Here is a 20,330-nt window from a genome sequence, read left to right as displayed (position 1 = left end):
GTCAGCGCCGATGCCGGTAGGGGTCCGTGTACGGCTCCATGGACTGGCGGACCTCGTCCCGGACCGGATCCATGAGCGGGCCCGGGGCGTAGTACCGGGCGCGGGCCTTGCCGTGGGGGACGAGCCAGCCGCGGGCCACGAGCTCCCGGATGTCGCGGATGGCCTGCTGGTCGCTGAGGTCGGCGTCCTGCTGGTAGACGGTGCGGCGGACCTTCGCGTCTGAGAAGGCGGGCAGCAGGGCGTAGACGACTCGCTCGTCCAAACCGGCGGCCTCGACGCCCTCGACCAAGCGGGTCCAGGCCCGTGACATCACATCGAAGCGGCGCTGGGCCTGCTGGGCCTGGCGGTGGTGGGCGGTCAGGCAGAACCGGACCCAGGGCCGGGTGTCCCGCTTCGGACTCCAGTGGGGGCCGCCCACGTCCTCCAGGATCTGGTAATAGGCGTACGTGTTCTGCCCCCGGCCGAGCCATTCCTCGATGGAGGAGAACTCGGGCGGCATCAGAGCCTCGCGGGAGAAAACGAGAGTGGACAGGGCGCGGGACATGCGCCCGTTGCCGTCCTTCCACGGGTGGATCTTGACGAGGTTGAGGTGGGCCATGGAGGCGCGGACGTGGACGGGTGCGTCGAGATCGCCCTCATTGAGCCAGTCGATGAACTCCGCCATCAGAGCGGGGACGTCCGCCTGGTCCGGTGCGGTGTAGGCCGGGACGAGAGGGTCGTCGGGGCTTGTGACGTAGACGGGCCCGTCGCGCCAGCGGCCGGGGCGTTTGTCGAGGTGGTGGCCCTGGAGCATGAAGTGCAGGCCGTTGAGCAGGCCGGCGTCGTAGCGGAAGTCGTCTCCGGCGTCGGCGAGGGCCTGGATGTAGGTCATACCGCGCTGGTAGCCCTCCAACTCGGCACGCGTCTTCTCCCCGGTCTCCAGCGGTTCCTCGCCCGACATGAGGGCTTCCACGTCGTCGACCGTCGCCGCGTACCCCTCGATGGTGTTCGATCCGGCGATCGCGCGGGCGGTGAGGTTGCGGCGCAGCTGGCGGGTCCAGCGGGGGGTAGCCCGAAGCATGTGCCGCAGGGCGCGACGCATGGCCTCGATCTCGTCGAGAGCTCGATGGTCGTCAGTGGTCAGGCGCGGGGCCGCGTAGAGCATGCGGCAATGACACTATGATTGTGTCATTCGGTCAAGTGGGCGGGCCTCGATGCGCTACAACTCAGGCATCCCAGGACAGCGGAACCAGAGGGCCACCTGCCGGGTGTGTCAACGATGCGAAATGGTCCACGAGACTGGCGACAGCGGTGGGGTGTGGATGACTGCGCCTATCTCTGGGTTGTCCACATAGGCATGGTCCGTGAGGTTTGCACTGCCGAGCAGCGCGATACTTCGGTCGGCCCCGATGAGCTTGGCGTGCATGCTGCCGTGGCGCCCACCGGCGCCCCGACGCGTGTGGGGCGCCCATTGCCCAGCTCGTCTGTTGGGCAGGGGGCTCCGTCCGGGCGGACGATCCTGGCCTGGGGCAAGCGACTGGCGCACGCATGGAGCAGGTGCCGCTTCGGCGCCTGCTCTGCATCCTCCCGATGGGCCGTCAGAATGCCGCTGACCAGGAGGTTGCTCTCTCGCGGATGACGGTGAACCGTGGGATAACCCCGAACCGGGGGACGTATAAGGGACGGGGCGCCTGAAGCGAGGGGGCGAATCAGGGCAAAATCCCTCCGGGGCAATGAAAAAGCCCCCCGCAAGTGATCTTACGGAGGGCTTGAAACCGCCTCTGACCTGTATAAACGAGTGCCCCCGGCAGGACTCGAACCTGCGGCCAAGCGCTTAGAAGGCGCCTGCTCTATCCACTGAGCTACGGGGGCCGGTATCCGCCTCTGCGGTCCGGAGGGCGCTGGATCAAGCCATCCGGGACCTTGCCGGGACAAGGATAGGGCTCGGATCGCCTCGTCCCGCTTGCTTCACCTGCGTGGCACGATGTGGAGGTTCAGTGAAGCGAACCGATAATCGCAGGTAGGTACGATTCGCGCACCCCTTTTGGCTCCGCGCGCCCCGGGTGTTGTGCACTCGTTATGCCTGTGCCCCGCTCGTCCCCTCTGTCCCCCGGGTGGATCCGCCGCGCAGAGAAGCCTATACGCTTCAAAAAGCCTTCAAAATTGGGCATTCTTCGCATGTGGTAACCATGGATGTACGGCCCCAGCTCATCGACGCACTTTCCGCCCTGCGCGACCGTGTCGCCGCCGTGCGTCTTCCCCTTCCGCTGCCGGGGGCCGCCCGGGCCCGGCAGACCAGGACCGAACTCCTCGCCCAGCTGGACGACTACCTCGTTCCCCGCCTCAAGGACCCCGAAGCGCCGCTGCTCGCCGTGATCGGCGGATCCACCGGCGCCGGCAAGTCGACGCTCGTCAACTCGCTCGTGGGCTGCCGGGTCAGTGAGGCCGGTGTGCTACGCCCGACGACGCGGACGCCCGTACTCGTCTGCCACCCCGACGACCACCACTGGTTCGCCGGCGTCCGGGTCCTGCCCCAGCTGACCCGGATCTGGCTGCCGCCGGGGCGGATCCCGGACCCGGACGGTCTCGACCACCTGGGCACGGACGGGAACCAGGACGGCACCGTGCTACGCGTGGAGACCGCCGCGACGCTGCCCCGGGGTCTCGCCCTCCTGGACGCCCCCGACATCGACTCGCTCGTCGTGAGCAACCGGGTCCTGGCCGCCGAACTCATCTGCGCGGCCGACGTGTGGGTCATGGTCACCACCGCGTCCCGGTACGCCGACGCGGTCCCGTGGCACATGCTCCGTACCGCCAAGGAGTACGATGCCTGCCTCGTCACCGTCCTGGACCGGGTGCCGCACCAGGTGATCGCCGAGGTGTCGCGGCAGTACGCGGCCCTGCTCACCCGGGCCGGTCTCGGCGACGTGCCCCGGTTCACCATCCCCGAGCTGCCCGAGTCCGCAGGCGGCGGCAGCGGGCTGCTCCCCACCACGGCCGTCGCCCCGCTGCGCGCCTGGCTCACCCACCGGGCGCAGGACCCGGCGGCCCGTCAGCAGGCCGTGGGGCGAACCGCGTCCGGGGTCATCGGCTCCCTCGACGTGCGGCTCCCCGAGCTCGCGGGGGCCGTGGCCGCCCAGTACGCGGCGGCCGTGCGGCTGACCGGCGTGGTCGAGGAGGCCTACACGAAGGAGTCGTCCCGCGTCCGCCTACGGCTGCGGAACGGCGCCGTACTCGCCGGTGGCGCCCGCACCCGGTGGCGCGGATACCCGCTCTACAGCACGGCCGGTGAGGTGCTGGACGCCCTCGTGGAGAGCCTCGCCGCACTGCTCCAGTGCGCCGTCGCCGCCGCCGACGAACAGATCCGCACCGCCTGGCAGCGGGACCCCGCGGCGGGTGACTTCCGGTTCGAGGGCGCGGGCCGGGAGGCCGGGGGATGGGGACCGGCCGAGGACGTCCAGGGCCGGATCGCCATGGCCGTACGGCGTTGGCGGCGCGTCCTGGAGGAACTGGCCGAGGAGGAGGTGCGGCTGCTGGAGCGCAACGCCGCGCCCGACGCCGAGACGGTCGCCGCGCTGCTGGCCGCCGCCCTGCTCGGCGGTCGCCGGGCCCGTGGCGCCGGCGAGCAGCTCGCCGAACGGATCGGCGCCCAAGGGGCGTTGAGGCTGCGCGACAAGGGCGGGGCGTTGCTGACCAGTTATCTGGACCAGGTCCTGCACGGCGAACGCGACCGGCGCCTCGCCCCGCTCGACGCGCTCGAGATCGCCCCCGAGCCACAGGCCGAACTCATTGCCGCGCTGTCCCTACTGCAGAAGGCGAGGTGGCAGCGATGACTGCCCTCACGGACCAGGACCGCGGCCAGGGGCCGGGACCGGAGCGTGGAAAGGCCGAGGCCGCCGAGGAGTGGCGCTGGGACGACGGGCTCATCGCGCGGCGCGCCGCCGAGGCCGCACCGGGGGACGACCGGGAGCAGGGTCCGCCTGGTGACGACGTACCGCCTCAGGTCGAGGCGTACGGGCTACCGGGCGGCGCCCTGGGGCCGAGGGTCGACGCGCTGCGCGAACTGGTCGGGCTCTCCCGCGCCAGGATCGAGGGGGACACGCTCGCCGAGGCGGGGCGGGTGCTCGACGAGGCGTCGGCCCGCCGCCGGCTTTCCTCCCGGCATACGGTCGTCGCTGTCGCGGGGGCCACCGGCAGCGGGAAGTCCACGCTCTTCAACGCGCTCGCGGGCGCCCAGATCTCCGAGACCGGGCTGCGCCGGCCGACGACGTCCGCGCCGATCGCCTGCAGCTGGACGGACGGTGCCGCCGGACTGCTGGACCGGCTGGCCATCCCGGGCCGCCTGCGGCGCAGGCCGGTACCGGGCAGCGCCCAGGCCGACGAGGCGTTGCAGGGGCTCGTCCTCGTCGACCTCCCGGACCACGACTCCGCCGCCACCGGTCACCGGGACCAGGTGGACCGGGTGCTGGCCTTGGTCGACGCGGTGATCTGGGTCGTCGACCCGGAGAAGTACGCCGACGCGACCCTGCACGAACGCTATTTGCGTCCGCTGGCCGGGCACGCGGAGGTCACCTTCGTCGTCCTCAACCAGATCGACCGGCTTCCCGGCGAAGCGGCCGATCTCGTCCTGGACGATCTGCGCAGGCTGCTCGACGAGGACGGCATGGCGGTGGGGGAGCACGGAGAGCCGGGCGCCACGGTCATGTCCCTGTCCGCACTGACCGGTGAGGGCCTCGCCGACCTGCGCGAACTGCTCGGCAGGCTGGTGCAGGACCGCTCGGCGGCGGCGCTCCGGCTCTCCGCCGACGTGGACGCGGCGGCCGCGCGGCTGCGGCCCGTGTACGTCGCCGAGGGGCGCCCCGGACTCGGTGAGCGGTCCCGTGAGGAGTTCACCGACCGGCTGGCGGAGGCCGTCGGAGCGGCGGCGGCGGGGCAGGCGGCCGAGCGTGAGTGGCGCAGGAACGCCGGGCGGGCCTGCGGGCCCCCGTGGCTGCGGCTGTGGCGCTGGTACCGGTCCACCCGGCAGCTCGGCGGCCTGGACCTGATGGCGCAGGTACTCGCGCCGCCCGCGGAGGAGGAGCTCACCGCCCGGCAGCGGGTGGAGCAGGCCGTACGGATGCTGGCGGACGACGCGGCCGAGGGGCTGCCCGCCCCGTGGGCCCAGGCCGTACGCGAGGCGGCGGTGAACGGTGCGCGGGGGCTGCCGGAGGCGCTGGACGCGCTGTCCCGGAACGCCGGGGCGCAGTCCGGCGGGGGGAACCGGGGCCGTACGGGGAGCCGGGAGGCCGGCCCGGCGGGCTCGGCGGTCGCGAACGGCTCCGGGAGTGCGGAGTCTTCCGCGGACTCGGGGACGGGACGTACCGGGGCCGCGGGGCGCGGAGCGGCGGGGAGGGCGGGTACAAGGGACACGGACACGGCGTCGGGAACGGCGGGTCGGGGCAGCACCGCGCGAACGGCGGGCGGAGGCAGGACGGCGGCTGCGGGCCGGGCCGCCGGCCCCGCCAGGGCCGCGGCGCGCGGTGCCTCCGCGGAGGCGGCCGGGGCCGACGGCCGTGCGGGTACGACCGCCGCGGGGCCGGTGGGCGGCCGCGGCGGCAAGCCGCCGCGCCCCGCCTGGTGGCCCGCGGCGGTGCTGGCGCAGGCCTCCATGACCCTGCTTCAGCTCTTCGGCGGCCTGTGGCTGCTCGGCCAGATCGTCGGTGTGCTCGAACCCGGCCTGGTCACCCCGGCCCTGCTCATGCTGGCCGGCGTCCTCGGCGGGCCGCTCGTGGAGTGGTCCTGCGTGGCCGCCGCCCGTGGACCCGCGCGCCGGTACGGGCAGGAGGCGGAGCGGCGGCTGCGCGAGGCGGCGGCGGGCTGCGGCCGGGCCAGGGTCCTCGACCCGGTCGCCGCGGAGCTCGCCCGGTACCGGGAAGTGCGGGAGCGGTACGTGGCGGTGACGGAGTTGTCCACAACCGGTCGGTAATCCACAGGCTCAGCAGAATTCCGCAATCCCGTCCAGCATGAGGACATCGGAGCGGGCCCGGTGCGGACCGGGCCCGCTGGAGCGGGCACGCCGGACAGCGGGGGACGGGTAATGAACGAGACATGGGTGACGCTGGTGGGCAACGCCGCCACCCCGGTGGATTTCCGGGACACGGCGACGGGCCCGACGGCACGCTTCCGCATGGCGGTGACGCCCAGGCGCTGGGACCGCGAGAAGCAGCTCTGGGCGGACGGGCGCACGAGTTTCTACACGGTCTGGGCCTGGCGGACGCTCGCGTCCAACCTGGCGGGTTCGGTCTCCGTGGGAGAACCCCTCCTCGTCCACGGCCGTCTGAAGGTGCGCGAGGAGGAACGGGACGGGGTCTGGAAGACGTTCGTGGACGTCGAGGCCACGGCGGTGGGACACGATCTGAGTAGGGGCACCGCCGCGTTCAGACGGGTGGCCAAGGCTGAGCCGGCACTCACGGAACCGGTGCATCGGCAGAAACAGGCCAAGACAATGGCCTCGGTGACCTGAACAAGTGGGGCGCGCCGAAGTCGGCTGTAACGATTGCGAGTCGGAATGGTTATCTGACGGTATGACGGGGGACTCTCCTCCGCCTGCTCCATACGATTCCCCCGTACTCATGCGGCACTTGAGTTTGCTGGCGAGGCACCTCCCACACGCACACCACGCGTGAAGGTCTCGCCCGGAGGGGAATTCTGTGTTTTCAGCGTCTTCAACATCCGCCCCGTCGTCCTCGTCGACGACGGCGCATGCGATACGGAGCCGGAGCGGAGGTCACCGCCACGGCCTTGCCCGCGCGGCAGCCGCAGTGATGGCGTCCGGCCTTCTGGCAGCCGGCAGCCTCGTCGGCGCGACGACGGCGTCGGCGGAGGAGCCCGGCCAGCACCAGGGCGGCGCGACCGCCGTCCTGGGCGGGCTGAAGAAGGACGCCTACGACTACGCGCTGCTCAACACCGGCAACGGCGAGAAGCAACAGCTGCCCGCCGGCCTGTTCGAGATGCAGGTCGACGGCGGCGGCACGATCAAGACGTACTGCATCGACTTCCACACCCCGACCAAGAACAGCGCCAAGTACCAGGAGACCCCCTGGGACCAGTCCTCGCTCGGTAAGAACGAGAACGCCGGCAAGATCCGCTGGATCCTGCAGCACTCCTACCCGCAGGTCGACGACTTCGCGGCGCTCGCCAAGGAGGCCGGAACCGGCCCGCTCACCGAGAAGACCGCCGCCGCGGGCACCCAGGTCGCCATCTGGCGCTACTCGGACAACGCCGACGTCACGGCCAAGGACGAGAACGCCGAGAAGCTCGCCGACTGGCTGGAGGAGCAGGCCCAGAGCGTCGAGGAGCCCAAGGCCTCCGTCGCCCTGGAGCCCGCCGCCGTCTCCGGCAAGGCCGGCGAGCGGCTCGGCCCGATCACCGTCCACACGGACGCGGACCAGGTCTCCGTCGTCCCGCCCGTCGACACCGCCGCCAGCGGCGTCAAGGTCACCGACAAGGACGGCAAGCCCGTCACCGAGGCGACCGACGGGGCAGCGCTCTACTTCGACGTCCCCGCGGGTACCGCGGACGGCAACGCCTCGCTGAGCGTGGAGGCGACGACCTCGGTCCCGGTGGGCCGGGTCTTCACCGGGCTGATCAAGAGCCAGACGATGATCCTGGCCGGCTCCAGCGAGTCCGCCGTCACCGCCACGGCCACCGCCACCTGGGCCAAGACGGGCGCCGTCCCCGCGCTCACCGCGGAGAAGAACTGCGCCAAGGGCGGCGTGGACATCACCGCGAGCAACACGGGTGACGAGCCGTTCACCTTCGAGCTGGCCGGCAAGAAGAACACGATCGAGGCCGGCGGGACCCGCACGGTGACCATCCCGGTCGGCGAGGACCAGGCGTACGACTTCACGATCACCGGCCCCGGCGGCTACGAGAAGAACTTCAAGGGCGTCCTGGACTGCAAGACCGCAGGAACCCCCGCGCCGGGTGGCGACACCGAGACGCAGACCGGCTCCGACCAGCCCACGCCGGCACCGTCCGGCGCCGGCACCACCGGAACCACGGGCACGACCGGCGCCGAGGGTGACCTCGCCGCGACGGGCGGCTCCAGCGCCACCCCCGTGATCGCCGGTGTCGCGATCGCCCTCGTCGTCCTCGGCGGCGGCGCGGTCTTCTTCCTCCGCCGGAAGAAGCCGCAGGCCAACGCCTGAGCGCATGACCACGGGCGCGTCGTGAGACCGCCCCGGTGAAGGGCCCGGTACGGACATCCGTACCGGGCCCGACGCTTTCCCGCGGCGGGCCGGCGGGTAGCCGGAGGCCGGACGGGTTTCCGTCCGGGTGCGGGTGTCAGGCAAGATGGGTGTATCTACCCACACCTCTATTGCTGCCGGACGGTTTCTCTTGGCTGAGTACATCTACACCATGCGCAAGACGCGCAAGGCGCATGGCGACAAGGTGATCCTCGACGACGTCACCCTGAACTTCCTGCCCGGTGCGAAGATCGGTGTGGTGGGCCCCAACGGTGCCGGTAAGTCCACGGTGCTGAAGATCATGGCGGGCCTGGAGCAGCCGTCCAACGGCGACGCGTTCCTGTCCCCCGGCTTCAGCGTCGGCATCCTCATGCAGGAGCCGGAGCTCGACGAGAACAAGACCGTCCTGGAGAACGTCCAGGACGGCGCCGCCGAGATCATGGGCAAGCTCAAGCGCTTCAACGAGGTCGCCGAGCTCATGGCGACCGACTACTCCGACGCCCTCATGGACGAGATGGGCAAGCTCCAGGAGGACCTGGACCACGCCAACGCGTGGGACCTCGACGCCCAGCTGGAGCAGGCCATGGACGCCCTGGGCTGCCCGCCCGGCGACTGGCCCGTCGTGAACCTCTCCGGTGGCGAGAAGCGCCGGGTGGCGCTCTGCAAGCTGCTCATCGAGGCTCCGGACCTGCTCCTCCTCGACGAGCCCACCAACCACCTCGACGCCGAGTCGGTGAACTGGCTGGAGCAGCACCTCTCGAAGTACTCGGGCGCCGTCGTCGCCGTCACGCACGACCGGTACTTCCTGAACAACGTCGCCGAGTGGATCCTCGAGCTCGACCGCGGCCGCGCCCTTCCCTACGAGGGCAACTACTCCACCTACCTCGACAAGAAGGCCACCCGCCTCAAGGTCGAGGGCCGCAAGGACGAGAAGCGCGCCAAGCGGCTCAAGGAAGAGCTGGAGTGGGTCCGCTCCAATGCCAAGGGCCGGCAGACCAAGTCCAAGGCACGTCTCGCCCGTTACGAGGAGATGGCGGCCGAGGCGGACAAGATGCGGAAGCTGGACTTCGAGGAGATCCAGATTCCGCCGGGCCCGCGGCTCGGTTCCATCGTCGTCGAGGTCGAGAACCTCTCCAAGGCCTTCGGCGACAAGGTCCTCATCGACGGCCTGTCGTTCACGCTGCCGCGCAACGGCATCGTCGGCGTCATCGGCCCGAACGGCGCGGGCAAGACCACGCTGTTCAAGATGATCCAGGGCCTGGAGACCCCCGACTCCGGCTCCATCAAGGTCGGCGACACGGTCAAGATCTCCTACGTCGACCAGTCCCGCGCCAACATCGACCCGAAGAAGACCCTCTGGGCCGTCGTGTCGGACGAGCTGGACTACATCAACGTGGGCCAGGTCGAGATGCCCTCGCGGGCCTACGTCTCCGCGTTCGGCTTCAAGGGCCCGGACCAGCAGAAGCCGGCCGGTGTCCTGTCCGGTGGTGAGCGCAACCGCCTCAACCTGGCGCTGACGCTCAAGGAGGGCGGCAACCTGCTGCTCCTCGACGAGCCCACCAACGACCTCGACGTCGAGACGCTGTCCTCGCTCGAGAACGCGCTGCTGGAGTTCCCGGGAGCCGCAGTGGTCATCTCCCACGACCGCTGGTTCCTGGACCGCGTCGCCACGCACATCCTGGCGTACGAGGGCGACTCCTCCTGGTACTGGTTCGAGGGCAACTTCGAGTCGTACGAGAAGAACAAGGTCGAGCGCCTCGGTGCGGACGCGGCCCGCCCGCACCGTGCCACGTACAAGAAGCTCACGCGAGGCTGACCGTGGCTCGTCACCTCTACAGCTGCCCGCTGCGCTGGTCGGACATGGACGCCTTCGGCCACGTGAACAACGTGGTCTTCCTCCGCTACCTGGAGGAGGCGCGCATCGACTTCATGTTCCGGCTGGCGCCGGGGGACGGTTCGCCGTCCTTCGCCGGCGGGTCCGTCGTCGCGCGGCACGAGATCGACTACGTACGCCCGCTGGTCCACCGGCACGCGCCGGTGACCGTCGAGTCCTGGGTCACGAAGATCGGTGCCGCGTCGCTGACGATCGCCTACGAGATCAAGGACCCGGAACAGGTCTACGTACGGGCGTCGACGATCGTCGTCCCCTACGACCTGGCGGCGGAGCGCCCCCGGCGGATCACCGCCGAGGAGAAGCTCTTCCTCCAGGAGTACCTCGACCAGGAGCCCGCTGCCGTATGACGGTGCCCGTACGGTCCTTGCGGTTCGCCGACGCGAGGGAGGCGGCGGACCTCGCCGCCTTCCTCGGCCGGCTGCTCCACTACGACCGGGCCGCCGCCGTCCGCCTCCAGGCGGGCGGCGGGGCGCTGGCGGTCTTCGGCCGGCCCCCGTCCTTCGAGGTGCTGGCGATCCGCACGGCCCGGCTGGCCGGTGTCCACGAGTTCGACGCCACCGTCTCGGCCGGCGAACTCCTCGAAGCCCTGGACACGAACGGGGAGGCCGGGCTCGAGGCCCTGCCCGCACCCGTCACCGGTCCGCCCTGGACCGGGGTCCTGCCGCCGCGCGGCGGTTGGCGGGAGCACCCGGGCCTGCCCGGTCCGCACGCCCTGCGCACCGCGCTTGCCGACGCGGTGGCCGAGTTCCGGGCCCGCGACGCGGCCCTGCCCGAGCAGCGGCGTACGCGTACGGAGCGCGACCTCATCGGCCGTGACATCTGGTCCCGTACGGTCGGCGGCACCCCACTCCCGCTGCGCGCCGTCCATGCCGCACAGTCGCTCGGTTTCCTGCGGCAGGCACCCGACTTCCCGGTCGCGCTGCTGACCGCCGGCGCGTGGCTGCGACTGCGTACGCCCTACGGTTCGATCGCCCTGCGGGGCGCGGGCGGCGGCCTCGGCACCCTCGCCGTGACGGTCGGGACGGCCTGAGCGCCTGAGCGCCTGAGCGCCGGACCGCCGGACTGCCTGCGTGCCGGACTGCCTGCGTGCCGGACCGCCTGAGCGCCGGACTGCCTGCGTGCCGGGGCCGTACGTCACTCCTTCGGCGTGTCCGGCCACACCCCGATGTGGTCCTGTTCCAGCTCCAGCATCACCCGGTGCTCCATCCCCAGCGCCTCGGTGTAGTCCACGGGAAGTTGCAGCCGCCCGGCCCGGTCGAGCATCGCGTACTCGCGCGCCACCTGGGACTCCTGCCCCGTCGCCGCGTCCACCTCGGTGCGCCGCAGGACCTCCGAGGACGTACGGCCGTCCCGGATGGCGACCGTACGGCGCACCTCGCTCGCCACCGCCTGGTCGTGGGTGACGATCACGATCGTCGTACCGAGCTCCTCGTTGGCGCGGCGGAACGCGGCGAACACCTGCTCGCCGGTGGCGGAGTCCAGCTCGCCCGTCGGTTCGTCGGCGAGCAGCACCGACGGGTTGTTGGCCAGGGCCACGGCGATCGCCACCCGCTGCTGCTGGCCGCCCGACATCTGGGCGGGGCGGCGGTCGCGGCACTCCGCGACCTCCAGCATCCGCAGCAACGACTCGGCCCGCGCGGCCCGTTCGCGGGCGCGTCCGCCGCCGCGCAGCTGCATGGGCAGCGTGATGTTCTGGACGGCGGTCAGATACGGCAGCAGGTTGCGGGCGGTCTGCTGCCAGACGAACCCCACCACGTCGCGGCGGTAGCGCAGCCGCTCCCTCGGGCCCATCGCCAGCAGGTCGCCGCCGGCCACCTTCGCCGACCCCGCCGTGGGCACGTCGAGGCCCGCCAGAATGTTCATCAGGGTCGATTTCCCGCTGCCCGAGGCGCCGACCAGTGCCATCAGCTCCCCCTCGGCGACGAGCAGGTCGAGACCTTGCAGGGCCTGTACCTCGACACCGTCGACCGAGAAGATGCGCACCAGCCGGTCGCAGGTGATCAGCGCGTCGTGACCGTACGCCGGCCGGTCGCGGCGCGCGGCGGCCCGCCGTTCCAGTTCGGCCAGTGTGGTCTCCGCGGACGACGTCATCGGCTGTCTCCTGCCCTGAGTTCCTTGATCGATCCGCGGCGGCCCGCCCACCACGCCTGCACACCGGCGACGGCCGCGGTGAGGACCACCACGCCGAGCGCCGGAAGGACCAGCGACACGGTATCGGCGTGCAGCGAGGCGGTCCGCGGTGTCCCGGGATCCCCGCCGGCGAAAGCGAGGGCCGCCAGGTCGATGCCGGGGGCCAGGAGGGCGATGCTCGCCCCGCCGGCGAGGAGGCCGCCGGCCGCGGCCAGCAGCGCCTGCGGCATCGCCTCCGACGCGAGCAGCCGCCGCCCCTGCCGGGTGGTGAGCCCCATGGTGCGCAGCCGGGCCAGCAGAGTGGTGCGTTCCGGGGCGGTCTGCAGCAGGGACAGGAGCACGGCAAGCAGCGCGTAACCGGCGCCCGCCCCGACCGCCGCACCGTAGATCCGCTCGGCGCCCGACTGGATCGGGGTGTCGACGAACGTCTCGCGCTCCGCCACCCGCAGCCGTACGTCGAATTCCGGGCCGGCCGTCCGCGCGGCGGCCCGCAGCTTCCCGCCGTCGAGCGCCGCTCCCGTCACCAGCAGCGTGGTGGGTGCCGACTGGGCGAGCGAGGCGGAGTCCACGACCAGGAACTCGGAATCGCTCACCGCCGAGGTGCGGGTGAGGACCGCGGCGACCCGCACCCTGATGTCCCCGGCCTGCGAGCTGACGGTGTGTGGTCCCTCGCCGAGCCGCTTCGCGAGCGCCGGTGAGACGGCCGCGGGCAGCACCCCGTCTCCGCCGGTGCCGTCCCTGCCGGGACCGTTCGCGATCCGGGCGGCGGGGAACGCCGGAAGGCCGCCGGCCCGGGCCAGCCGCGCGTACGACTCCGGCTCGACCCCCAGCAGCGTCGCCCGCTTCGTCCCGGACGTGACGTCCCCGGACGCCGCCAGCGGGGTGCCGTACTCGATGTGTACCGCCGTCACGTCCTCCACCCCGGGCACCGCGCGCGCCCTGCGGACGTCGTCGCGGGAGAGCGGGGACGAGCCGCCCTCCCCGCTGATCCGGGCGTCCGCGCCGACCGCCCGGAGCGCGGCCCGGTCGCGTGCGTCGGCGATCCCGGCGAGTACGGAACCGCCGAACGCCGCGGTGGTCAGGGCGATCAGCAGGGCCAGCAGCGGCAGTGTCCCGCTCGCGGACGACCGGCCTGCCCGGGCCAGCGACAGGAAGCCGACGGCTCCGCGCAGCCTCGCGGCCGGGCGCGCGGCCAGCCGCAGCGGCAGCGGGTAGAGCCGTACGAGGACCAGGGCGGCGATCAGCCCGACCAGGACGGGGGCGGACGTGACCAGCAGATCGGCACCGGAGTCGGCCGTCGTCCCGCGGCGGCGCAGTGCCACGACGGCGCCGACGGCCAGCACGAGCACGGTCAGTTCCGCGACCGTACGCCGCCGGGACGGCTTTGCGGTGACGACGTCCTCGCGGGCGCCGTGCAGCAGCGGCCTGCGGTGGTGCAGCGTCGTACGGAGCGGCAGGGCCACGCAGACCAGCCCGGCGACCGTGGCGGCGCCCACCGCGGCCGGCCACCACCGGGCCTCGCCGACGAGCAGGACGGCGAGCAGCAGCCCGAGCGCCGCCGCGGGCAGGACGGCCACCGCGGTCTCGGCCAGGAGACGGGTGCCGATGCCGCGCAGCGAGCCGCCGCGGGAGCGCAGCAGGGCCAGTTCGTGGTGCCGGCGCGCGCCGATCAGCCCGCCGGTCATCAGCAGGACGACGAGGGCGACCGCCCCGATGCCGACGGCGGCGACCGTGACGACGGGACTGATGGCGGTGCGCATGGCCGTGTAGGCGTCGAGGATGGCGTCCAGGTCGGTGGTGAGGGTGGTGTTCGGCCCCGTGAGGTCGCGCAGCTCCAGCAGCCCGGGCCCGGTCTCCACCGCGGCGATGCCGGTCTCCAGGGCGGGCACGTCGCCCGCGGTCAGCTTCGAGGCGTCCGGTGCCAGGCGCCAGTACAGCTCCGGTTCGCCCGTGGTGGCGAGCAGCGCGGGACCCGCGTCCGGTGGCAGGAGCAGCGTCGCGCGCCAGTAGAAGACGGGTGTGCGGGACCCGGGGTCCTTGATGAGGGACGGCGCGCGGAGCAGCGGGTCGACCGCCCAGTAGCCGCTCTCCGGGTGCCGCGGGGCGACGATGCCGGTGACGCGTACGGTCAGCGGCTCCCCGCCCTGGGTGGGCACCGCGACGGCGGAGCCCGGCTTGATGCGCAGCTGCGCGGCGGTCTCCTCGGTGACGGCCGCCTCCACCTCCCGGGTGTCCAGTGTCACCGTGCTCCTCACCACCGGCCAGCGCCCGGCCCGCAGGACGCTGTGGCGGGGGAGGGCCGACGGGATGGCGTAGGTCAGCTCGGGCGGCATCGCGTCGGGGCGGGGCAGCCAGGACTCGTTCGCGGCCAGGGGCTTCGTGGTGTGCACGCCGTACGAGGACGCGGGCACGTCGGCGCGTACGGGGTCGGGGAGCGCCTTGACGAGCGCACCCTGGGCCGACGACAGGAACTCCTCCCGCATCGCGCGCTCCCGGACGGCGGGAGGCAGCCCGAGGGCAGGCGGCGGTGTCGTCACCTCCAGGACGCTCCGGCCCGGAGACGCGCTCGTCACGTCGTGGCGCAGCGCCCTTGTCTCGTACGCGTCGACCGAGCGCGGGAACGCGGCGGCGAGGAACGCGGTCACGCACACCAGGACCGCGAGCGCGGCGGATATCCCGGGCGCCGTACGCAGCCGGGTGCGCACCCAAGGGGCGCAGGCGGCCGCAGCCTTGTCGGCGTTCATGTCAGTTGTCCCCCTGGTGGCGCAGCGACACCGCGGGGTCGGCGCGCCGCAGTGTGACCGCCGCGACGATCAGCAGCGGCAGTACGGCGACCGAGGCGAGCAGTACGGCGACCTGCCCGGCCGGCAGGAGCACCAGCACGTCGGGCACGGGCCTGGTGGCCTGTCCGGTCAGTACGACCAGTGGCACGACGGCCCTGGTCAGTACGGCTCCGAGGGCGAGCCCGATCAGCAGGGCGAGGGCGATCAGCACGCCCTGTTCGGCGGCCAGCATCCGGGCGAGCCCGCGGCGGGAGGCGCCCAGTGCCCGCAGGACGGCGAACTCAGCGGTCCGTTCACGCCGCGAGCCCACGAGGCCGACGGCGAAGCCGACCGCGGCCAGGGCCGCAGCGGCCACGGCGACCGCCAGCAGCGCGGACTGCGGCCCCGCCCCCAGCGGATCGTCCGTCAGCTCCCGCACCGCCTCGTCGCGCACCCGCACCTGGGCGAGGTCCGCCCCGGGCAGCGCACGCAGTGCGGCCGCCACCCGCGGGCCGTCCCCCGGTGCCGTACTCAGCCACCACTCCGTGGGCGCGAGCACCGCATCCGGACGGTGGGCCAGCACCTCCGAGACCGCCCTGAGGTCCAGCAGCAGGCTTCCGCCCGGCTCGGTGGACGACTCCACCGGGGCGCCCCCGGCCGCCCCGGCGCCGGTGACCGCCCCGGCGCCCGTGGTCGGGATCTGCCGCACCGATTTCACCAGGGTCACCCGGACCGTCCGGCCCGCCAGGGTGAGGTCGACGTCCTGGCCGGGTTTCGCCCCCGCGTGCGCCAGATACGCGTCGGTGGCCACCGCCTTGAGCGCGGGGGCGGCGGGCCTGGCCGCCGTCACGCGCAGGGTGCTGACCGGAGCACCGTAGTAGCCGCCGTCCGCGCGGGCGTGGCCGGTCTCGTACCGGAAGGCCGGGGAGGCGCCCGAGCCCGTCACCGCCTCCGGTGGCCTGCCGGTCTGCTTCTCGCCGGCCCCCGCCATGGTGACGCCTGCCTGCCAGCGCACCCGGTCCGCGCCCGTGACCGGCCGCCGGACGCCGTCCGCGGTGACCGTCCTGAGGCCGGTCAGTGCGGCCAGGCGCGTCTCGGCACGGCCCTCGGGCAGGCCGCTGTCGATCTCGAAGCCGGTCACCGCCAGGTCACCGGCGGCCGACACGGGGAAGGACAGGGTGTGCGCACGGCCGTCGACGGGGACGGCGCCCACCCCGACCCGGTACCCGATGCCGTAGCGGTCCTCCAGCAGCACGCCGACCGCCGCCACCGAGCCGGAGGGAGACGTTCCGCCGGGCGCCGAGAGGTCGCGGACCCGCAGGTCGAACAGCACCCGCTCACTGCCGGCGGGCAGGACCACCCCGGTCCGCGCGGTCCTCGGCGGGGCGATGGCGTCGAACAGCTTCTCCGGTGAGGTCCCGGCGAGGTCCTCGCGCATCAGCATCCGCTCCCGCGCGTGCGCGGTGTCCAGGGCGAGTACCTCGGCCGTCCGCCCGCCGGAGAGTTCGGCCGTCGTGCGGTACGCCGGCGCCGCCTCCCGCACGCCCGGCAGGTCCGCGTACGGGGCGGCGCCCACCGGGCCGCCGGACAGCGTGCCCACCACGCGTACGGACGCGCCCGACGCGAAGTCCGCCCGGTCGCGCTGCGAGCGGTCCCACGACGCGCTCTGACCGATCGCCAGCATGCCCGTGGCCACGGCCAGGACGAGCAGCAGCACCGGCCCGGCGCCCCGGAGCGGGCGGCGGCTGAACTGCCAGCCCGCCAGCGCCGCGGACAGGCCGCGGCTACCCGCCGCCCGGCGCTCCGCGAGCCGGGCCGCCGGCGGCAGCAGCCGCAGGGTCAGCACCGTACCCGCCAGCAGCGCCAGCGCAGGGGCGGCCACCAGCAGCGGATCGATCCCGAGGTGCCCCTCCCGGTCACCGCTGAGCGCGCCACCGCCCGAGGCCCCGGTCTGCCGGTCCAGCTGCCAGTACGCGACCCCGGCGACGAGCAGCAGACCGATGTCCGCGCCCGCCCGCACCGGGGCCGGCAGCGCCGCCGCCCGGCCGCCGCGCCGCCCGTCGGAGCCCGCCGTGAGCGCGGGCGCCACCACGGCGAGCGCGCAGGCCAGCGCCACGGCGCCGGCCGCCGTCCACACCGCGCCGTCCACAGCGCCGTCGAGCCGCAGCCCGATGTGGGTGAGTCCGCTCCGGTCGGCGAGCAGCCGCGTCAACGGGCCGGCCAGCAACGGGGCGACGACCGCGGCGGGCACCGCGAGCATCAGCGCCTCGATCGAGGCCAGCGAGACGATCCGGCCCCGGGAAGCGCCCCGTGCCCGCAGGAGTGCGGTCTCGCCGCCGCGCTCGCTGCTCAGCAGCCGGGACACGAGCAGCAGGGCGTAGCCGGCGAGGAGGACGAGCTGAACGGCGACGATCATGATCGTCGAGCGGGACACCAGGAGCGCCCGCTCGATCTGGCCGAGGACGGTGGGAAGCGAGGTCCGTACCGTGGCGCCGTCGCCGAGCGCCGGGGAGGCGCGCAACGCCTTCGGGCCGTCCGTCGACGCCCGGATCAGATACCTCGTGCCCTCGGTCGTCAGCGTGCGGAAGTCCGCGGAGGCCAGCCAGGCCACCCGCTCGGAACCGACCCGGCCCGAGCCGAACACCGCCGGGTCGATGAGCAGCGGGCCGTAGGTGGTGAAGACGACCTCGCGGATCCCGCGCCCGGCCAGCGGATCCAACTGCCAATAGGGATCGGCCGGTTCGGCGGCCTCGTACAGACCGGTGATCTCGACGCGGAGCGGTGCCCCGCCCAGTTGGTCCGTGAGGGTCAGCGCGGCGCCCGGCCCCAGCCGCAGCGCCTCGGCGGCCGTACGGGGCAGCGCCACCTGTACGGGACCGGTCGCCGTCCCCGAGCCCCCGGCGGGCAGGCGGCCGGCGGTGAGGCGGATCCGGCCGCGGTCGAGGGAGGCGACGTGCGTGAGGTCCGGTTTGCCGCGCCGCTCCGACGGTGTCTGCAGCGTGCGCGGCAGCGCGTAGGGGCCCGAACTCTCCAGCTTCCCCACGGTCACCGGCAACCCGCCGAACGTCTCGGCGGCGGCCCGGCGCACCGCGGCGTCCGCCTCCGCGCGCTTCTCGTGGTCCACCCCGGCGGACACGAGGAGAGAGGCCGGACCGGCGGACCGGTGGGTGAGTGTGTGCCGCAGGGCGGCGTCGCCGACGGAACCGGAGAAGGCGGCGAGCGCGGCGAGCACGCACGTGGTGAGCAGCACGGCCAGGACGGCGGCGGCGAGCAGGAGGCGGTGCGCGCGGACCCGCAGAAAGACGAACCCCGTCACCTGATCCCCCGAAACTTCGCAGCCGCACGCCCCCCGGCGTTCCGTGGATGGTTTCAGAGGGCACCGGTCCCGGAGAACCGGCGGTGGCACACCTTGATGGGATCGTGATCGTTATGCGAGGACGGAGTACCGGATTCCGCACAGTGCGCGGGGTCAGTCCGCCGTGTTGATCATCGAGGCGGCGGCATAGGTGAGGTAGTCCCACAGCTGCCGCTCGTGCGCCGGGGACAGGCCCAGTTCGTCGAGCGCGACCCGCATGCGGGCGAGCCAGGCGTCATGAGCCGCCTGATCCACCGTGAAGGGCGCGTGCCGCATCCGCAGCCGGGGGTGCCCCCGCCGGTCGCTGTACGTACGCGGCCCGCCCCAGTACTGCATGAGGAAGAGGGCGAACCGCTCCTCGGCCGGTCCGAGATCCTCCTCCGGGTACATCGGCCGCAGCAGCGGATCCTCCGCGACCCCCTGGTAGAAGCGGTGGACCAGGCGTCGGAAGGTGTCCTCGCCGCCGACCTGCTCGTAGAAGGTCTGCTCCTGAAGCGTGTCGCGCGGAATGTCTGTCACCCGTCCATCGTCGCAGACGCACCGGCCGAGTACCGGGGACTTAGGACCCTGGTACCCGGCCGGCGCGCGGGCCGCTCAGTCGCGGCGGACCGTGATCGTCGTCCAGGCCCCGACGTGCACCTGGTCCCCGTCCTGCAGCGGCACCGGGACGTAGGGCTGGATCGGATCCTCGGCACCGTTGAGCGTGGTGCCGTTGGTGGAGTTCTGGTCCACGACGGCCCAGTTCCCCTCCGGCTGCCGCACCAGCACGGCGTGCTGGTGCGAGACGCCCGGATCCTCCGGCGGCACGGCCAGATCGATGTCGGGGGACTCGCCGGTGCTGTGCCGGCGGCGCCCGATGGTGATCTGGTTACCGGTGAGCGCGAGACGCTGTTCCGGGGAGTACGCGGGCAGGTTGAGCCCGGTCGCCTCGGGACCGCTGCGCTGCATCATCGCCAGGAAGTAGTCCCGGTCCGGCGCGACGACGGCCGTCCAGCTGCCCGGCCCCTGGTCATGGCCCGGCCCCTGGGCCTGCGCGGGCCCCTGTTCCTGTCCGGGGAACTGGGGATGGTGCGGGGCCTGCGGCGTCTGCGGGCCCTGCGGGAACGCCGCGGGCGGTTGCTGCTGCTGCGAGGGCGGCGGCAGCATCCAGTCGTCGTCCCCACCCGTCCGCGGAGCGCGGGGCTGCGGCGGGGCCGGCGGCGCGGACTGCTGCTGGAACGACGGAGGCGGCGGCGGACCCTGCTGCCCGGGGTGCCCCTGCGGTTCGAACGACGCGGGCGGGCCCTGCCGGGGCTGCCCCTGCGGTTCGAACGGCGCGGGCGGCCCCTGCTGCCCGGGCCGGCTCTGCCGTTCGAACGGCGCGGACTGTCCGGGCTGTTCCTCCCGTTCGAACGGCGACGGCTGCCCGGGCTGCCCCTGCCGTTCGAACGGCGACGGCGACTGCTGCTGGAAGGCGGGCGGAGGCGGCGGCCCCTGCTGGAACGACGGCGGCGGGCCGGGCCGGCTCGGCTGCTCCGAGAGGGGTTCCGCCGGCCGGTTCACCTGCGAGGGGCGGGAGCCCTGGTACTCGAACGGGTCCCGCTGCTGCTGGGGCGGCGGGCCCTGCTGCGCCTGGAAGCCGGGCGGCAGGTTGAGACCCGGCACCGGGCCGCCCACGCCGCCCTGCGGGGCCAGCGGGGTGTACGACGTCGCCGTGTTCGTGAGGAAGTTCCAGCGGCACTCCTCGCAGAACGGCGCCATCGCCTCGCGCGGGGTACGGCACTGCGGGCAGAGCTCCGCCTGGGCGGTCGGCTCCCCGGGGCCGGAGCCCTGCGGGTAGCCGTAACCGGGCGCGGGCGGCGGGGGAGGCGGCGGAGGGACCGCGCCCGCAGGCGCGCCCGCCCCGGCCATGCGATGGCCGCAGACCTCGCACCAGTCCTCGGAACCCGACTGGTGTCCGTTCGGGCAGGTCGGCATGTCGGCGCTTCCTCCTCTCCTCGTCC

14 protein-coding genes and 1 tRNA gene are annotated in these 20,330 nt (G+C 73.2%); 7 read left to right on the top strand and 8 right to left on the bottom strand.

All coding sequences use genetic code 11. The features are described from left to right. Position 1: 1 nt before the first annotated feature. The 3 genes from ACH4VO_RS04740 to ACH4VO_RS04730 form a co-directional block, all read right to left on the bottom strand. Entirely contained in the window at positions 2 to 1,144 is a 1,143-nt protein-coding gene (locus ACH4VO_RS04740; RefSeq protein WP_360987829.1) for a Fic family protein, read from the bottom strand. 108 nt (positions 1,145 to 1,252) lie between these two features. Then, complete coding sequence (locus ACH4VO_RS04735; RefSeq protein WP_360987831.1) at positions 1,253 to 1,405, bottom strand: phospholipase D-like domain-containing protein; 153 nt, start codon at positions 1,403 to 1,405, stop codon at positions 1,253 to 1,255. A 373-nt stretch (positions 1,406 to 1,778) separates the two neighbouring features. Next, a tRNA-Arg gene (locus ACH4VO_RS04730) sits at positions 1,779 to 1,851 on the bottom strand. 317 nt (positions 1,852 to 2,168) lie between these two features. Between ACH4VO_RS04730 and ACH4VO_RS04725 the strand changes: the two genes are divergently transcribed. The 7 genes from ACH4VO_RS04725 (at position 2,169) to ACH4VO_RS04695 (ending at position 11,131) form a co-directional block, all read left to right on the top strand. After that, complete coding sequence (locus ACH4VO_RS04725; RefSeq protein ID WP_360987833.1) at positions 2,169 to 3,812, top strand: ATP-binding protein; 1,644 nt, start codon at positions 2,169 to 2,171, stop codon at positions 3,810 to 3,812. Beyond that, positions 3,809 to 5,944, top strand: a complete 2,136-nt coding sequence (locus ACH4VO_RS04720; protein WP_360987835.1) for a GTPase — start codon at positions 3,809 to 3,811, stop codon at positions 5,942 to 5,944. The genes ACH4VO_RS04725 and ACH4VO_RS04720 overlap by 4 nt, the downstream gene beginning before the upstream one ends. A 111-nt stretch (positions 5,945 to 6,055) precedes the next feature. Beyond that, entirely contained in the window at positions 6,056 to 6,481 is a 426-nt protein-coding gene (locus ACH4VO_RS04715) for a single-stranded DNA-binding protein (protein WP_360987837.1), read from the top strand. A 187-nt stretch (positions 6,482 to 6,668) separates the two neighbouring features. Then, positions 6,669 to 8,168: a Cys-Gln thioester bond-forming surface protein gene (locus tag ACH4VO_RS04710; protein WP_360987839.1), complete on the top strand. Its 1,500-nt coding sequence runs from the start codon at positions 6,669 to 6,671 to the stop codon at positions 8,166 to 8,168. A 190-nt stretch (positions 8,169 to 8,358) separates the two neighbouring features. After that, on the top strand, positions 8,359 to 10,023 hold the full coding sequence (ettA, locus tag ACH4VO_RS04705) for an energy-dependent translational throttle protein EttA (protein WP_360987841.1): 1,665 nt from the start codon (positions 8,359 to 8,361) through the stop codon (positions 10,021 to 10,023). A gap of 2 nt (positions 10,024 to 10,025) precedes the next feature. Further along, a complete protein-coding gene (locus ACH4VO_RS04700) occupies positions 10,026 to 10,448 on the top strand; it encodes a thioesterase family protein (protein ID WP_028439661.1) in 423 nt (140 codons plus the stop codon). Then, entirely contained in the window at positions 10,445 to 11,131 is a 687-nt protein-coding gene (locus ACH4VO_RS04695) for a hypothetical protein (RefSeq protein ID WP_360987844.1), read from the top strand. Before ACH4VO_RS04700 ends, ACH4VO_RS04695 begins: the two co-directional genes overlap by 4 nt. A 104-nt stretch (positions 11,132 to 11,235) precedes the next feature. Here the strand turns inward: ACH4VO_RS04695 and ACH4VO_RS04690 are convergent, their stop codons facing one another. The 5 genes from ACH4VO_RS04690 to ACH4VO_RS04670 form a co-directional block, all read right to left on the bottom strand. Further along, positions 11,236 to 12,192: an ABC transporter ATP-binding protein gene (locus tag ACH4VO_RS04690; RefSeq protein ID WP_360987846.1), complete on the bottom strand. Its 957-nt coding sequence runs from the start codon at positions 12,190 to 12,192 to the stop codon at positions 11,236 to 11,238. Then, a complete protein-coding gene (locus ACH4VO_RS04685; RefSeq protein ID WP_360987848.1) occupies positions 12,189 to 14,975 on the bottom strand; it encodes an FtsX-like permease family protein in 2,787 nt (928 codons plus the stop codon). The genes ACH4VO_RS04690 and ACH4VO_RS04685 overlap by 4 nt, the downstream gene beginning before the upstream one ends. Before the next feature lies 1 nt (position 14,976). Further along, positions 14,977 to 18,309, bottom strand: coding sequence for an FtsX-like permease family protein (locus ACH4VO_RS04680; protein ID WP_360987850.1), 3,333 nt, complete (start codon positions 18,307 to 18,309; stop codon positions 14,977 to 14,979). 153 nt (positions 18,310 to 18,462) lie between these two features. After that, positions 18,463 to 18,867 carry a globin gene (locus ACH4VO_RS04675; protein ID WP_360987852.1) on the bottom strand — a complete coding sequence of 135 codons (405 nt, stop codon included), beginning with the start codon at positions 18,865 to 18,867 and terminating at the stop codon, positions 18,463 to 18,465. Between the two features lie 75 nt (positions 18,868 to 18,942). After that, on the bottom strand, positions 18,943 to 20,304 hold the full coding sequence (locus ACH4VO_RS04670) for an FHA domain-containing protein (protein WP_360987854.1): 1,362 nt from the start codon (positions 20,302 to 20,304) through the stop codon (positions 18,943 to 18,945). Positions 20,305 to 20,330 lie beyond the last annotated feature (26 nt).

The sequence above is a fragment of the Streptomyces sp. NPDC020780 genome, assembly GCF_044334475.1.
Classification (GTDB): domain Bacteria; phylum Actinomycetota; class Actinomycetes; order Streptomycetales; family Streptomycetaceae; genus Streptomyces.
The sequence above is the reverse complement of the archived record's forward strand: the minus strand, read 5'-3'. Positions and strand labels throughout refer to the sequence as shown.

Coding starts and splice junctions, on each gene's coding strand:
- ACH4VO_RS04735 (WP_360987831.1), bottom strand. CDS start 1,405: ATGCACGCCAAGCTCATCGGGGCCGACCGAAGTATCGCGCTGCTCGGC.
- ACH4VO_RS04690 (WP_360987846.1), bottom strand. CDS start 12,192: ATGACGTCGTCCGCGGAGACCACACTGGCCGAACTGGAACGGCGGGCC.
- ACH4VO_RS04670 (WP_360987854.1), bottom strand. CDS start 20,304: ATGCCGACCTGCCCGAACGGACACCAGTCGGGTTCCGAGGACTGGTGC.
- ACH4VO_RS04685 (WP_360987848.1), bottom strand. CDS start 14,975: ATGAACGCCGACAAGGCTGCGGCCGCCTGCGCCCCTTGGGTGCGCACC.
- ACH4VO_RS04695 (WP_360987844.1), top strand. CDS start 10,445: ATGACGGTGCCCGTACGGTCCTTGCGGTTCGCCGACGCGAGGGAGGCG.
- ACH4VO_RS04720 (WP_360987835.1), top strand. CDS start 3,809: ATGACTGCCCTCACGGACCAGGACCGCGGCCAGGGGCCGGGACCGGAG.
- ACH4VO_RS04715 (WP_360987837.1), top strand. CDS start 6,056: ATGAACGAGACATGGGTGACGCTGGTGGGCAACGCCGCCACCCCGGTG.
- ACH4VO_RS04740 (WP_360987829.1), bottom strand. CDS start 1,144: ATGCTCTACGCGGCCCCGCGCCTGACCACTGACGACCATCGAGCTCTC.
- ACH4VO_RS04725 (WP_360987833.1), top strand. CDS start 2,169: ATGGATGTACGGCCCCAGCTCATCGACGCACTTTCCGCCCTGCGCGAC.